Source organism: Lujinxingia vulgaris (assembly GCF_007997015.1).
GTDB lineage: Bacteria > Myxococcota_A > Bradymonadia > Bradymonadales > Bradymonadaceae > Lujinxingia > Lujinxingia vulgaris.
This window is the reverse complement of record NZ_VOSM01000016.1, coordinates 74,517-90,261: the sequence shown is the minus strand read 5'-3', so window position 1 is coordinate 90,261 and position 15,745 is coordinate 74,517. Positions and strand designations below refer to the sequence as shown.

9 protein-coding genes and 1 CRISPR repeat array are annotated in these 15,745 nt (G+C 60.4%); of the genes, 2 read left to right on the top strand and 7 right to left on the bottom strand.

Going from position 1 to position 15,745, the window contains the following annotated elements; translation table 11 throughout:
• Positions 1 to 415: 415 nt before the first annotated feature.
• From csm6 to cmr1, 7 genes are all read right to left on the bottom strand, one after another.
• The gene (gene csm6 / locus FRC98_RS19715; RefSeq protein ID WP_146983235.1) at positions 416 to 1,609 is read right to left on the bottom strand and encodes a CRISPR-associated ring nuclease Csm6; all 1,194 of its coding nucleotides are present in this window, start codon (positions 1,607 to 1,609) and stop codon (positions 416 to 418) included.
• Between the two features lie 36 nt (positions 1,610 to 1,645).
• Positions 1,646 to 3,091: a type III-B CRISPR module RAMP protein Cmr6 gene (cmr6, locus tag FRC98_RS19710; protein WP_146983233.1), complete on the bottom strand. Its 1,446-nt coding sequence runs from the start codon at positions 3,089 to 3,091 to the stop codon at positions 1,646 to 1,648.
• Between the two features lie 5 nt (positions 3,092 to 3,096).
• Entirely contained in the window at positions 3,097 to 3,456 is a 360-nt protein-coding gene (gene cmr5 / locus FRC98_RS19705; protein ID WP_230467832.1) for a type III-B CRISPR module-associated protein Cmr5, read from the bottom strand.
• Between the two features lie 62 nt (positions 3,457 to 3,518).
• On the bottom strand, positions 3,519 to 4,364 hold the full coding sequence (cmr4, locus tag FRC98_RS19700) for a type III-B CRISPR module RAMP protein Cmr4 (RefSeq protein WP_146983230.1): 846 nt from the start codon (positions 4,362 to 4,364) through the stop codon (positions 3,519 to 3,521).
• Between the two features lie 55 nt (positions 4,365 to 4,419).
• Positions 4,420 to 5,610 (bottom strand): type III-B CRISPR module-associated protein Cmr3, encoded by a 1,191-nt coding sequence (locus FRC98_RS19695; RefSeq protein WP_146983229.1) that lies wholly within the window; start codon positions 5,608 to 5,610, stop codon positions 4,420 to 4,422.
• Positions 5,607 to 7,568, bottom strand: coding sequence for a type III-B CRISPR-associated protein Cas10/Cmr2 (gene cas10 / locus FRC98_RS19690; protein WP_146983228.1), 1,962 nt, complete (start codon positions 7,566 to 7,568; stop codon positions 5,607 to 5,609). Before cas10 ends, FRC98_RS19695 begins: the two co-directional genes overlap by 4 nt.
• Entirely contained in the window at positions 7,561 to 8,781 is a 1,221-nt protein-coding gene (cmr1, locus tag FRC98_RS19685; protein ID WP_230467833.1) for a type III-B CRISPR module RAMP protein Cmr1, read from the bottom strand. The genes cas10 and cmr1 overlap by 8 nt, the downstream gene beginning before the upstream one ends.
• A 334-nt stretch (positions 8,782 to 9,115) precedes the next feature.
• Between cmr1 and FRC98_RS19680 the strand changes: the two genes are divergently transcribed.
• Together FRC98_RS19680 and FRC98_RS19675 are read left to right on the top strand one after the other, a co-directional pair.
• Positions 9,116 to 10,402, top strand: a complete 1,287-nt coding sequence (locus FRC98_RS19680) for a TIGR02710 family CRISPR-associated CARF protein (RefSeq protein WP_230467831.1) — start codon at positions 9,116 to 9,118, stop codon at positions 10,400 to 10,402.
• 164 nt (positions 10,403 to 10,566) lie between these two features.
• Positions 10,567 to 13,390: direct repeats of the CRISPR family, unit length 36 nt; unit sequence GCTTCAACGGGGCCGCCTCCCGAAGGAGGCGGAAGG.
• Between the two features lie 1,420 nt (positions 13,391 to 14,810).
• Positions 14,811 to 15,722 (top strand): hypothetical protein, encoded by a 912-nt coding sequence (locus tag FRC98_RS19675; protein ID WP_146983222.1) that lies wholly within the window; start codon positions 14,811 to 14,813, stop codon positions 15,720 to 15,722.
• Positions 15,723 to 15,745 lie beyond the last annotated feature (23 nt).

Below are 15,745 nucleotides of genomic sequence, written 5' to 3'. Positions count from 1 at the left end.
CCGCCTTTCATCGCTATCCCCGTCGTCATCATCGCCGCCACCAAGGCCGTCGTCATCGCCACCCAGATCGTCAAAGTGGCCAAGAAGACCAAGAGCTAATCTCCTTAACTCGCCCGACCTCCTCATCGTCGTCGGGCGACGCCGCTCACCCTTTATTGATGTTGGACCCCATCCCCTATTCAGGAGAATCTCGATGCCCCCCATCCCCCCGCACGTCGCAGCTCAGATCGCCGTCATCGCCGTCAAGATCGTCATCATCGCCGTCAAGGCAGCGAAAAAGTAAGGCGTCGAGGCCTCGGCTTGAGGCCCCGCATTATCTCCAACACAACGAAGGCGCGCGGGTATTTATCCGCGCGCCTTCGTTGTGTTGCCGCCAGTCTTCGTTTTACCTGCACGTCTTTTGCAGTGGCTCGACCTACGACACGTCCGCCAGCTCTTCTGCCCCAACGATGATAATTCGCTCCGCAGGGATGTTCAGGGTGTAGCCCCTACCTTTACCACTAGGCGGTATCAGCCACTCCATATCACTCTCGCTGAACCGTTTGCTGAGCTGCGCTCGAAGCCGTCTTCGAATGCCTCCCACCGCTGTACGAACGGAGCCGCGACTATTATCCAGGGTTTTAAGGTCTGTAAGTGCCTTCGCGTTCTTCAAAAAGAACGCCTCCCCATCACCGCCATCAATTCGACCGTAAATATCCTGAAGCTCCAATACATATGGGGTTGATTCATGAATAACGACCCTGGGATCAACCCACGCTTCCGTCGAAATCGGAGTCAGACCTCTGGCGTGCAGCCAGATCAAATGCATATACATCGCATGGTTCACGCCTCCTCCTACCGATAGGAGTTGCCCCCCATACGTGATCTCTCCCTCCTCGAAATCGACCTTGAGCTCTTTCGGCCCCTGCACCCCCTCCTCAGCGCGGCGTACCATCTCCTGATAGCTCAGGCTGGGGGCGTTCTTATGTACGGTGGCCAGGCGCGCGAAGGGAAGCTCGTGGAGTTCGACGCGAATGGCCGAGGCGTCTGCAATGAAGGTTCGCCCTTCACCAAGTTCGCGAGGCTCAGGGGTGGGATAGAAGAACTCCGGGCATCGTTCGGCCCCATCCGACACCAACACATGGGTGAGACGATCGCCGGGACGAGCGCGGAGCGACATGGTGGCTCCGACATAAAAACCCATGGTCTTGCGTCCGCCGGCCAGGGACGCGATCAGGCGCGGCTCTCCTTCTGCGGTGAGCGCGTCGATTTCACGGGCGATGGCATCGCCCATGATCGCGCTCTCCATGGCGTTACGCACATCCTCCAGCGGGGCCTCATCGCTGCCCTGCGGCACCACAATCCGGTATTGCGCTGGCGAGGTGGGGATGCGCTCCGCCGCTGCCGGGTAGTCCTGCGCCATCTGCTCAAGCTGCGTTTGCAATGTGCTCTCAAGACGCGCTTTGCCAAAGGCGGTCGTGACGATCACCAAACGTTCCACACACACTGGTGAAGTATCCTCGTCGGGATGTTCGACGCAGAGCGCAAAGATCGTCTCGGTGACAACTGCGGGCGACGCGCCCACCACACAAAAAACGTTGACGACGTCGGGCGTTGTTTCCTCGCTCATGATTCCTCCAGGGGGCGCGCGTCGCCGCGGCCATGCTTAGCTGATGCCGTGTTCTTTTTTGAGCCAGGCCGCGAAGGCCTTAAACGCCTTCTGGTCTTTGCGCTTACCGCCTTTGAGCTTCTCGACGGCGTGGGGCAAGAAGAGCTCCCAGAACGTCGCGCTAAAGCCCTGTTTCTTCCCTTCCTCAATGGTTTTATTCACGAGGTTCTTCTTATCGTGGTCGGCGACTTTGTTGAGTGCCACGATGGCTTCTTGCTCGTCTGGCGAGAGAGCGGCCAGCACCTGATCCTGCTCGTCCTCGTCGTTGTTTTCGCTCACGAAGCGAACGGCATAATCGGACTTGAGTTTGGAGGCTGAGATGCTGATGTTCGTGGTGGGTTTAAGCTTCCCTTTGGCCCACTCCCCATAAAACTTCTCCTTCAACGCGAGGCGAATCCCCTCCTGCTCTTCATCGTCGAGCGCGACGCCGGGCTCGCCAGTGAGCGTCTCACGCACCCAGTCCAGCGCGTCATCTTCCGACATCTTCGCGCCCTTCTCCTGCCCGCGCTCCAGCGGCGTGAGACGCTGACGACGCTCAATATCTTCTTGTGCACTCCACGCGGTAGAGCGAAGTTTCACCTCGGCATCACCTTCCAGCCTGGTGAAGCGGCCGTAACCCACCGCTGTTTTGGCGCCCGCGCCCAGCCAGGTTAGCGCCTCTTCCAGCCAGCGCGCCGCCGTCTCGACATCCCCTTGATCCCTGGCGTTGTCTGGTCGGCGAGGCGCGAGCGCGAAGTGAAAATTCGCTCCGGCATCGACCGCTAAGAAGGGGATGGGCGTAGGACTCTCCCAGTCGCCCGGGATCTTTTTGTCTTGATAGTAGTCCGAGTAATGCGGGGTCATGATCTCATGCTTGAGCCTGATCGGCTCCGTGGGCAATGCGTCCAAAAAGTTCACACTGCCCACCTGAGAGAGCTTGCCAAAGATGCGGTCGCGCTCTTTAGCGGCCTCGCTCTCTTTCTCTCCCTGCACATACTCTTCGTCCACCCAGGCGCGCACCAACCCCTTCACACTGCTGCCGGGAAGAAACGGAGTACCGAGCGTGGTATGCCAGGCCATCCCATTCTCTACCGGATGTTCTCGCCCCAGCCCGGTGACAAAGACCGAGGCGGTGGTCATCGCAAGGTTTTTCCCCTTGAGGTTGGAGACCATTGTGGCGCGTCGGTGCGCGTAGCCTTCGAGCAGCTCCTTCTCTCCAATCACCGTGGCGGTACTGCCGTTGCCGGTTCCGGTGACGGCGGTCTTGACCCAGATCGACTTATCGAACTTCAAGTCTGAGCTGAGCCAGGCGCATTCACTTAGCCTTTCCTCCGCCCTCTCCTTTTTTTCCTCAAGTTTGCCCCAACGATCGCCGAACTTGTCGTACCAGAGCCCGGTGTTGCCCTCAGGTCGTTGTAGCTCTTTGAGTGTGGCGCACGGCTCCAGATCATAAAGTGGTCTCATTGTGCTCACTCCGCGTCAGGGTTTTTGAGAAAAGCCTGCGAGAACTTCTTGAGCCACACCAGATAAGCCAGCGCTTCGGCCTGAGCGCGCACATAGTCGCGTTGCGTGCCTTCGGTGATGGCGGTGAGCAGATCTCTTTTATTGGCATAAGGTGAGTACGTGTTGGCCTGACACATCCACGCGTTGAGGTCGTCGTAGAGCATGCGGTGAGGGTCGTTTTGCTTACCGCGCGTAGCCGCAAGAAGGGTGGCACAGGCCTGACCCAGCCCGCTCATAACAATCGAGGCTGGGAGCCCGTCGACGTAGCTCGGGTACTTTTTGTAGGCGTCAGGCCCCATCTCTTTTCGCGCGTTGATTAGTTTCATCGCGTGAGCCGCGCGCTGCTGATCAATCGTTCGCTTATCCTGCTGTTTTGGAGGCTGACTCATCACTGACCTCCCTTCACAACGCTTTTCACAGCGAACCACCCCTGCCCCACCGTCTCGTTGCCGCCCATCTGCACGTAAGGGCGAGCTTTGAACCAGCTAAGGGTTTGCTCCAGCGCGTTGCTGGTGGTGCTGCGTTCGGCCAGCACCACATAAAAGAGGCTGTCGGGGGGGAGGGTCTCCTCGTACCAGAGGTTTTTGCTCTCTTTGGTATTCACATCAAGCTGGTTGCGGGCGTTGATTGCCAGCCCATAGCGCGCGAACCAGGCAAAATCATCGTCGGAGACAACGACCAGGCGCTCTTTCAGGCTGCTTCGAGTGATGGTGTGGGCGATCAATCCTTCGACCAGCGCGATGATCTCGGCGGGGACGTCGCCGGTGAGCTGAAACTGACGTTCTTCCAGAAAGAGGAAGGGCTCATCGGCGTCTTTCTTGCCGAGCGCGCTGTTTTCCGTGAGCTTGCGCAGCGCTGCGAAGCCCTCGGCCACGTCAACCGACGCGCCGGCGCGAGCCTGATCGCGCGCCAGGCGCTCCAGCAGGTGGGGGCACGTCACCCACCGAAAGCTCGACGAGAGACTACGCACCGGCAACATGGCCAGACGCGCATCGGAGACGAGCAGCTGACCGGCGTGCTCTTGCTTTCCGAAGATCTGCTCCGCCAACTGCTCATCGTCTTTTCCAAGCTGGCGCGCCATATCGCGCAGGGCGCCCTTCACGCTGCTTCCCACGATCACCGGGTAATCGGTAGCGGCTTCGCGGGCCACGGGCAGGTCGACAAAGCCGGCGGACTGGCCGGCGCCGGGGTGAATGGATGTCTCGGCCAACAATCCCAGTAGTGCTGCGTTCATAGATCCTCCAATCATGCTTCAACAGTCAGTGTATGGGTTGTGTCTCACTAGAAAATCACCAGACGCCCAGCGCGACCTGGCCGAAACCAAAGGCCTGACGACGACCGATGCAGCTTCCGTGAAGCTGGCGCAGGGTCTCCAGATCGGCGTCGACGTCTTCGAGAAAATAGGTGCTCCCGGCGGGCACAAAGGGCTGCGGTGCGACGGGCTTGCGCTTGAGGCTGTCCCAGCCTCCGATGTAGTGGGGTTTGCCCACGCAGGCCGAGACGATCGTGCCCGGGATGTTCTCCGCGAGTGCGCTGTGGGGTCGGGGCCATGTGACGGTGGTGTCGTCGGGGGTAAGGAGCGCCGAGGTGAGCAAAGTCACGCTCATACGTCCGTTCTCGGCGATGGCCTCCAGCGGGGCGTTGGCCATCGCTGCCCCTTCTAAGCGCTCCACGCTGGCCATACGCCCTTCCCCACCGAGGGGCATCAGCCCGGGCAGCGTGAACTTTTCGCTGACCCAGTCCTCGGGCAGGCCGCTGACGCCCATGGTCAGGCGCACTCCGGGCTTCAGGCGCACGTAGGTGGGGCTGTAGAGCGCGCCTTCTTTGGCGGTGCGGCTCTCCCTTTCACGCTCAAGCCCCACACGTCGTTCACCTCGCCAGAGGTCACGGCTGCGCACCACCTCCGACGTCGCCGGAAGGTCGCCGCGCAGGATCGCTTCCAAACCTGCCACGGTCACAAAAATGCCTTCGGGCTCTTTAAGCCCGCGCTCGGGTTTATCCGAGGCAATCTTCGGGAGGCGCACCCGGCCCATATCGCAAAGTACAGCATTATTGCCGGGGCGCAGGCGCGCGGCGGGCTCCCAGACCTCAGTCTTCTCTTTCGTGTCGAGCTCTTTCATTCGACCGAGGATATGCAGGGGCATGGGCACCATCACCTCGTTTGCATCGCTGTTGGACTGTACTCGGGTGAGAAAGGGCCCTTCAAAACGCACCTGACCCAGATCCCAATAATCTTTGCCCAGCACCTCTTCGAGTCGCAGATCGACGTTTGTACCTTCATTCCAGCGAGAGCGACCATCCCACCCCTTTGCCCGCGCCAGCATCGCGCGAAGGGCGCCTACCAGCGTAGGAGCATGAGGGGGAAAGAGGGTTTTGGACTCCGTCTGCGAAGCCTCTCCCATGTCATAAGGGCCCGCATCGCCAAAATACCAGGCGTCGACCGGCTCCAACTCAAGATGCCACGTCTCGGTGTTGCTCATTGCTGACCTCCTTCGCGGGCCTTGATGCCTTCACCGGCTAGAAAACGGACCACCATCGCCCCGTCGATTCCCAGGGTTTTAGGGTTGGTTTCGACCTCATAGGGCGTATTGTCTCCGCCGATACGACGTGTGCGTTGAGAGACTTTGAGCAAGAGCTTCATCAGGTCTTCCGCCTCTTCAATATCTGGTGCCTTCCCTTCTGCGGTGGTCTTTTTGCCTTTGACGAAGTCAGCGGCCAGCACCTTTGCAAAGTCCAGCCCCTCCACCAGTTCCCCATAGGTCCCGGGAGCGTGAAGGGGGCGGTCGCAGAGCAGCCCAAAACGCTCGCGCAGGCGGTAGAAGAAGCTCGATGAGAACTCCCCTCGTGTGTCATCACCTTCAAATGCCGCCACCAGATCGTCGAGGATTGTGGAGTTGTTTGGGATTGTGGCGTTGTTTGGGTTGCGAATATGTCCCCAGGGGGCAGACCACACCGCGCCCAGACCGCTGTGCTTGTAAACGGCGATGGCCAGGCTATCGCGGCCGGTGGCGTCTTTGGCCACGTCATCCAGAAGATGATGCGCCGTGGCGAGCACTGTGCGGAAGGGCGTGGCGTAATAGGTGTAGATCAGCGCGCCGGAGAGGGTCGCTCCATCAATACTCTCGTCATCAAACGCTTTCTTATAAGACGCAGAGAGTTTGTCGGCGCACTCCAACGCGCGCTCCAGGGTGAGCATCGCCAGCACATCATCACCGCCGGCGTAGACGGTCACACCGTCATGCTTATGCACGATTGAGGGGACCCCGTCGGCGAAGGTGGTCAGCGCCCGGGAGACGGTCTCTTCGCCCTTCCCCTTTGTGCGAGCCTGATCGAGGAGCTTGCCCATGGAGTCGCCGTCCATCAGCAGGAGCGCGTAATGGGTTGAAGGCTCTCCCAGTCCCTTCTCGCGAGCTTTTTTACGCAGCCTGGCCAGGCCCTCGAGCAGCTCGTCGCGGCGAGTGGTGTCTGCGGAGAGGGGAGTGGCATTTTCGTTGCTGAGGGCGTTTTCCAGAAAGAAGTTCCCGTCGAGGGTGGTGAAGCGGCCGGTTTCTTTACGGTGCTGACGTACAGACTTGATCGCCGCATCACGCTCTCCGCACACGCCCTTTCCGCCGACCTCATACACAAGGTCCCCGTAACGCTTTGCGTCGTCTGGAAGGGTGCGGGCCACCCGAGCGATCCAGGGCGCCGCAGCGAGGTATGCAGTCGAGGGCCAGCTCTGGGCGTCGAGCGCGTGTCCCATCACCTCGTGCGCGATCTTCGGGTAAAGGCGTTTGATCAGCGCAATGGCGCAGAGGCGTTCATCTTTTGCAAGATCCAGGGCGCCCAGCGATTCGCGCATCGCCTCCCAGAAGGCGTCTCGACTTCGACGCTCTTTATATCTTTGGCGCTCAAAACCCGAGAGCTCCTGGAACTGCGCCATCATCATGCAGTGCTCACCCGGCTCCACGCTCATCGCCGGGCTGCGCCAATTTTTGCGTCGATCTAACAGACCAGGCTCATCACCGGCAGCCCAGGCCATCTCCCAATAATGGTCAACCTGACGCTTCCATATTTTGCGGGTGTCATGACCTTTTGGGGCAACCTTTGCCACAAAATGCTGCCAGACACCCTCCGCGATGTTTTGCCAGGCCTGGTTCACAGCGTTGACACAGGCTTCGCCCAGCGCCTCGGCGTGATCTTCGGGTACGCGAGCCATAAAGCGGTTAGGCACGGTGCCGTGTGCCGGACCCACATGCGATGCTTTCGGGCTCTCAACTGTGTCGGAGGGCGCGGGGAGCACCAGGGTGCCGCCTACCTTTGCGACCTCGTCGATAGCCTTCTGCGCTAAATAAGAGAGCAGGTAGGAGCTGGCCCAGAGATCACGCGTGCGTCGCGACTGCGCCACAAAGCCCTGAACCGGTCCCAGGGTGAAATGAAACTCGAGCAAGTCAGACAAAACGCACCTCCTTCACGCCTGCGTAAGGCTCGCGATAAGGTCTACCTTGTTTGGGCTTCGGTCCCTCTTTAAGACGCGTAAGGAAGGCGTCGACGGGCTCCAGTACATTGGCGCTCAATGGTGCAGATTTGGCATCACGTCCTTTCCCAATGACAATCAACTCGCGTTCAGGGAGGAAACGTGCAGGCATTAAGAGCACGACCCCGATAGGTGTTTGATTCTCCACTTCGTGGATGTGGAAAAAGAGCGGACTCGCGCGCCGCTCATACTTCAGGGCCCCAACAAACACGGTCTTTCGTCTGCCTGGCTTTTTGCGATCTTTAATGAAGTAGTTGTGAGGCAACCCAAAAGCGACACGTTTGGGATGTTTGATCGCAACACCTTTAACTTCGTAAATCAGGTCGTGATCCTCTCGGAAGTTCCGTTCAGCCTTTTCCTTTTCTAATACCCTTCCCTCGTTTCCCCAGCTTCGGTACATCACCAGATCTTCACCAAGCCTGTTCAGCAACGCCATAGCCGAGTCACCCTTTCGTGCTGGCACAAGCATGACCCGCGCTTGATCCGAAAACGCCGTCCACTCGGGCTGTGCGCCTCGAAGCGGCGAGAGCTTGAGGGTGGTGATGGCCTCCAGGAACTCGTCGGTGGTCGTGGGGGCCGTCCAGACCTCGCCATCCCCTTTGCGCTTGAGGCTCATAAGCGTGAGGCTCCCGTAGCCTTTGCGCGACTTACTGCCCAACCCGCCAAAGAGCCCCATCACTTTGATAGCGCGCTCTAACTCGGCGCGACGCGACCGAATGGTGGGCTTAAGTCGCATCTGCACGGTGAACTCAAAAGGTGCGGGCAAACACGCTCGCGTGAGCTTCCCCGAGTCTTTGCCAAAGGCTGTCATTACCCCGTACCCCAGGTAACGCGCCCCGCTGCCGACCGTCGTCCTCCCATCTTTCAACACATCTCCGACCTCGACAGGCTTTGGCTTATCGCTCACCTCCAAAAACATCCGCACCGCCGACTGCCCCCCACCTCCCGGGCCTCCGGCGCTCGCGCCAAAAAGCTCCGCCTCGCGGCGGTGGAGCTCGTCGACGTTGTTGCCCACTTCGCCGGCCATGGTGGCACGCCACCAGAAGCGCAGCGCGCCTTTAAAGCTCGCCAGCCTGAGCTCGGCGCCATCCTTCGCGCCAGGATCACCGCCGCCGATAAAGGCGGGCGTGGTCACGCGAAAGGTTGCCGAGAGATCTGCCTGAATGGTCACGAGGCTCTCCTGCTCACTGTGTCAATCCATATCCCCCACGCATGCGAACCGAACCCGGCTCGACAGAGGATGGTCGATGTTGATGGCAGAAGTATGGTGGGGGCAGAAGGGGGGTGTCAACGGGGCTTTTTGATCGTTATTTCAGGTTTTCCACAGGTTTTTCGTGGATGTCAGCCTTCCCCTCTTTGCGTTATGGTGGTGACTTGATGGTTTGTGCGTGATGCCCGGGGGGCTCGTCTTTTCCCTCGCGGGGGCGTTGCGCCCTGGGAAGATGCATGTTTACACCATGAGGTCGATGATGAAGGTTCTCTATTGCACTGTGGGCGGCAGCCACCAACCTCTGCTCGAAACGATCGATTTTCATTCGCCAGATCATATCGTCTTTGTGTGCAGCGACGACGATCCGGCTTCAGGCACCTCCGGTACTCATAAATTGATCGAAGGCCCGGGGTACGTCTGCCGAAGCAGCTACAATTCGCCGCCCGACCTTCCCAACATCCCCACCCAGCTCGGGTTGAGCCAGGATGCCTACAGAGTGATCCGGGTGGCGGCGGACTCTCCAGCTCATATTCTCGAAAAGCTTCTCCCCGAGCTGCGCCAGGACGCAGCTCATTCTCCGGTGGTGGCAGACTACACCGGCGGCACAAAATCCATGTCGGCCGCGCTGATGATGGCCGCCGTTCAAACAGATAACGTCACCCTCTCACTCGTCACCGGTACCCGCGCCCAGCATACCCGCGTGCAAGACGGCGACGAAGCCGTCTCGAAGATCGATACCACCCAGGTGCGCGCCTTCTGGTGGCTGGACCTCGTCGAGCAGGCATGGTCCCGCTACGCCTACGATGACGCCGTTCGCATCCTCAAAAACACCGGCTCCAGCGCGCCCTTTCTTCGTCAGCTCCTCCAGCTCAGCCGCGGATACGCCGCCTGGGACCGCGCCGACTATGCCGAGGCGTATCGACGTCTTTATGCGACCCCCACACTGGTCGAAGGCAAGCTGATGGGCACCATCGCCCTGCTCAAAAAAGAAGGCCTCGACGTCTACACCGAGGCCTGCTGTATCTACGATCTCTACCTTGCTGCCCTTCGCCGCGCCAAAAACGGCCAGTACGATGTCGCCACCCTCCAGCTCTACCGCGCCTTTGAGTGGATCGCCCAGTGGACCCTCTACTACCACCACGACAAGATCGAGACCGGCAAGGTCAAAAAAGAGATCGTCGAGAAGTACAAAGACCTCGTTCACGAGAACCACAAAGGACTCTACGTGATGGGGAGCTACCAGGCCTGGCTCCTCATCGAGCGCCTCGACGGCCCCCTGGCCCCCCTGGCCCGCGCCACCAAAACCTCTCGCCTCACCCTCAGCGAGATCCGCAACGACTCCATGCTCGCCCACGGCACCACCCCCGTCTCCCGTGCGCAATTTAGCCAGATGCGCACCTACTTCGAAGACACCATCCTCCCTGACTTCGTCCAGGTCGCCTTTAAGGGCAAGGTCCAGAGCAAGCAGCTTCCCAACGAGTTTCCCTCCAACCTGGAACTCACCTTTTCGCTTCAAATGCCTCCAAAAAAACAAAAAGCCGATTAAGCGAATCAACGAAAAAGCCCCGGACGCTCCAGTGAGCATCCGGGGCTTTTTTGATCACGGTGTCCAGCGAGCCAGATGGTGCGCTTGCGCGCGAGGAGGCGTGTGTCATCGAAGAAGGGAAAAGCACGCACGCCGCAACTCGTCGCGCCACATCTGCCGGGCTGACGTCAACGGGGCCGCCTCCCGAAGGAGGCGGAAGGAAATGTCGAAAGCCACGGAAAAGTACGAAGCCCGCATGCTTCAACGGGGCCGCCTCCCGAAGGAGGCGGAAGGTGCATGTTAATGTGTTCAGGCAATGAGTGCCAAATCGAAGCTTCAACGGGGCCGCCTCCCGAAGGAGGCGGAAGGCTCGTCGCAATCTATCTCGCCTGTTATGCAGCTTATAGGCTTCAACGGGGCCGCCTCCCGAAGGAGGCGGAAGGTTTAGGCGCGAAGATGAAAGTATCGGTAAATGGATCGCGCTTCAACGGGGCCGCCTCCCGAAGGAGGCGGAAGGTGCCGCAACTTCTTCGCGGACTCCAGCGAGTACGAGGGGCTTCAACGGGGCCGCCTCCCGAAGGAGGCGGAAGGGGCGTGAGCCGCAGCATCGTCCGATCCGTGCTCAAGGGGCTTCAACGGGGCCGCCTCCCGAAGGAGGCGGAAGGTGCCGCAACTTCTTCGCGGACTCCAGCGAGTACGAGGGGCTTCAACGGGGCCGCCTCCCGAAGGAGGCGGAAGGTCGTCGCCACGGGGATTCATAATCCAGCGTTCAACGGTCGCTTCAACGGGGCCGCCTCCCGAAGGAGGCGGAAGGGCGAGCTCGACGTGCGATAGGTACCGGCGTCTGAAGGGCTTCAACGGGGCCGCCTCCCGAAGGAGGCGGAAGGTACAGAACCATCGGGAGGACATCACCGCTCTCGAGGCGCTTCAACGGGGCCGCCTCCCGAAGGAGGCGGAAGGGAGCTCGAGGTAGTCGCCGCCAAAGCTGCCAACCTTGAGCTTCAACGGGGCCGCCTCCCGAAGGAGGCGGAAGGGAGCGCCTGCGCGAGATCCGCAGCGACCTCGGCCTGTCAGCTTCAACGGGGCCGCCTCCCGATGGAGGCGGAAGGAGGAGCAGGAGGCGGCGGCGCGAGAGGAAGAGCGCGCCGCTTCAACGGGGCCGCCTCCCGTAGGAGGCGGAAGGAAGGAGTACCTCACCGGCCAGGTGATGTACTTGAACGCTTCAACGGGGCCGCCTCCCGAAGGAGGCGGAAGGCCGACACCGTGACCACCATCACCCTGCCCGCGTGGGCTGCTTCAACGGGGCCGCCTCCCGAAGGAGGCGGAAGGTTGCGCCCCTTACGGTACAGGACGAAGCCGCCAGCGTTGCTTCAACGGGGCCGCCTCCCGAAGGAGGCGGAAGGTTGCGGCCCTGGTGCGAGCCAGTCTCAGCGCTGTGGAGCTTCAACGGGGCCGCCTCCCGATGGAGGCGGAAGGATACAGTGCGAGGGTATCACCGACCAGGGCCAGTGCCCGCTTCAACGGGGCCGCCTCCCGAAGGAGGCGGAAGGGCTTTCGCAACTTTGGCTTCGGGGCTGACCAGGAAGGGCTTCAACGGGGCCGCCTCCCGAAGGAGGCGGAAGGCAGCTGCGCTTGTTATGGAGGATGGTCAGCACGCAGTAGCTTCAACGGGGCCGCCTCCCGAAGGAGGCGGAAGGAAAATGCTACTCCAGAGCATCCTCCGTGATTTCACGGGCTTCAACGGGGCCGCCTCCCGAAGGAGGCGGAAGGGATGGGGTTGAAATTCCCCATGCAGCAACAGCTATCCAGCTTCAACGGGGCCGCCTCCCGAAGGAGGCGGAAGGGAGCTTATTGCTGGTGGCTATTATTGGGCACAGGCCGCTTCAACGGGGCCGCCTCCCGAAGGAGGCGGAAGGGATATCGTGTGGGGCCGCGTCACCCGACGCTATCTACTGCTTCAACGGGGCCGCCTCCCGAAGGAGGCGGAAGGCATCGACCAGGTGACTGTCTGGGTGCCGCGCGACGTGCTTCAACGGGGCCGCCTCCCGAAGGAGGCGGAAGGGTACAAAAGTGAACTCAACATCATCAACGAAAAACGGCTTCAACGGGGCCGCCTCCCGAAGGAGGCGGAAGGGCTACGCTGCTGGGTGCCGTCGCGAGCACCCTCCGCGGCTTCAACGGGGCCGCCTCCCGAAGGAGGCGGAAGGCTATTCGAATCAGCAAAGCTGATTCGAGAAGAATGCAGGCTTCAACGGGGCCGCCTCCCGAAGGAGGCGGAAGGTGGCCGGACTGTCGATCGGCACCGTGTGGAGCGCTGAGCTTCAACGGGGCCGCCTCCCGAAGGAGGCGGAAGGCTGCGCCGATTGGCGCAGCTGGGCCAGTAATGCCGACTTCAACGGGGCCGCCTCCCGAAGGAGGCGGAAGGACGCTCCGCGCAAGCGGGGGCTTCTTGGTCGCAGTCAAGCTTCAACGGGGCCGCCTCCCGAAGGAGGCGGAAGGTGATGCACTATCTATGTTGCGTGGAGTAAGTAGACCTGCTTCAACGGGGCCGCCTCCCGAAGGAGGCGGAAGGATGGAGGGGCCTTAGTGGTGGCCAGCTCCAGGGCGGCTTCAACGGGGCCGCCTCCCGAAGGAGGCGGAAGGGATCGACCATGACGGCGGAAATGTATATGAGGTTCATGCTTCAACGGGGCCGCCTCCCGAAGGAGGCGGAAGGGCTAACTTCACGAACGTTGATCAGATCGCCCTTTCCATGCTTCAACGGGGCCGCCTCCCGAAGGAGGCGGAAGGGTATGAAGAACTCTGGGCGAAAGGTACTCAAGGAGCTCGCTTCAACGGGGCCGCCTCCCGAAGGAGGCGGAAGGTGGGCATAACCGAGGCAATAGTTGCCTCAAAGGAAAGCTTCAACGGGGCCGCCTCCCGAAGGAGGCGGAAGGCCGAAACGATGCAGAGTACCAAGAGCGTAAGGCCGCAGCTTCAACGGGGCCGCCTCCCGAAGGAGGCGGAAGGGGCGCCTATCCGATCACCGCGCCAGGACTGGACGAGACAGATGCGTTTGCGAGCATCGCTCAAATCCAGGGGGTTCGTGCTATGGGGAGGGAGTGTTTCCATGCCTCTCAGTGTAGCAAAAGACGCCGAAAAAACAAACACTTACCCCCGAAAAACGAGCATTCCCGGGGTTTTTCTCATCACCTCAATGCTCGCCGACGCTTCCGACCCATTTCACGACAACGCACCGCCGAAATCCGACCTGTGTGAGATGCCAGATCGCAGACCAATCGTCCAGATTGAATCACGTGATGCAATCCCAGGTTGCTCGATTTCAGTCGACGCGCCTCGTTCCACACGCTCAAAAGATGCCCGCGTTACGACCGTCCACACCTGGAGGTTTTATGATGAGTGTTCGACCATTATCGCCCACCTATCCCAGGTCCGCGATGGTCATCCTGACCTACACCATCACCTCCCAGAGGCCCCTTCGGGTGGTCCCGACCATCTTCGGCTACCTTCCCAAGGCTGACTAAGGTCGCTCGAACCTTGATTCCGATCTACCAAAGGTCCCTTGAAGCAGATCAGACCAAAGCGGCCCACCCTGCCGAGTTGCAAATGCTTAAGCCGAACCAACATCTACACCTTTTGAAGGTCACGATCGTTTCACCGGGCTACACTCATCCACCTTTTAGAGGTTCTTTTAATAAGCCGGATCACCCAATACGCACCTTCCAGAGTTTCATCATGTTGGTCTGGCGCACGTTCATCCACCTTATCAGGCTCCACGGGCAAGCTCAGAGTGCTCAGGCTTGCCTGTCGGAGGTACCTTATGCTGGTTCCGACAAGGCAGCGTCTCCCCGACGAGCTGCAGAATACAATCGAAGCCACACACATCGACGGCGGTGACCTGTTTTGTGATGCGCTGCGCCTGCATCGTCGACCTCGCGTTGCCCTTTTTACAGGCGCGTGCAGACCACCCGAGGCCTGTTTTAACGGCTTGATAGTCGTACAGCGCAAAACAAAGGGCCCTGCCACGTTGCACGTCAACGCGTGAACGAAAAGGGGTTCTGGTTTGCGCGAATCCAAAAAAATCAACTGACTAACATTGAACATATTGACCGGAGATCCGGCTTCTGGCAGCGTTTGTTCATTCGGTTCTTAGAGTGCTGCGAAAGCAGGGTGGTGCCCCCAATCTTGAGGGGGGTTGTCTCCGTCGTACGCGCGTTGTCGGTAAGATCTTATGCTCTTCTGAGCGGGTCTATCTGGCGTGAACCCAACGCGCAGCCTCATGTCGTATCGGGGGACCGAGAGCAGTCGCTTCGCACACGTGAAGACGTCGGGTGGTCCGGTGTCTTTCCGGCGAGGCTACCTAAACTCTCGTCTTGCCAGGATGGGTTCGTGTGGAGCCCGGCAAGACACGATACCTGAGGAGGCCATCATGTCGCTTACCTACCTGAACAGTCCGTCGATGATCGCCGTGTTTGAAGATCTCTTGAACAGCCCGGAGAAACGCAAGATCTTCGAGAGCGATCCGATGGTGGCGCCTTTTGTGGGCCCGATGGAGGCCGCCAACCGCGACCTGATCTTTCTAACCCGCCAAGAGGGAGAGTGTGCCCGTGAGCTCAAGGAGATTGGCGATGAGCTCAAAGAGTGCAGCGAGCGCCATAACGCGCTCTGCCGTGCGTTGGACGCAGGTTTCACCTTCGCGACGTATCTCTGTCAGACACCCCGAGAACAACGTCCCATCGAAACCGCTCGCGCTGTGGTGCTGCCCGATGGCCTCAGCGTGATCAACAGCGCGTATCGCGATCAGGCTGGCCACGCGCTGCGCGTCGAAGATCGCCTCGACACCGCGCTGCGCGACACGTTGGGTCGCGTGCTCTTCGACGGCGAAGATCTCAACGCTCTGGTCGATGAATACGTCACCATCGGGCATCGCATGAACGTGTTGACCGCGCGTCGCGCCGAGCTCCAGGGAGAGACTGACACCACCCGGATCAGCGCGCGCGATCTGCGTCAGGCGCGCTACCAGTGGATTAAGGTGACCACGTCGCTGATCAACGTCGTGGAGCTCTCCGGCCTGAGTGAGAACGATAAGCGCCGCCTGCTTGCCAACCTCAATCAGGCTCAGGCTCAGGCGCAGTTACGTAAAACACGAAACACACCGGAGGATGCTACCGAGCCCGAGGTCGGTGATAAGGAGCTCGAAGGAGCTCCCAGGGCTGACGTCAAACTCCTCGATCCCACAAAGGGCGACGAACCTGCCCCGGTGCCCGCGCCTCCGGTCAGCGACAAGCCTGCGGAAGAGCCCGCGCAGCCCGGCACCCGCGATCTGCGTGATATGAACTGATACCCGCACACACGCGATTCAAA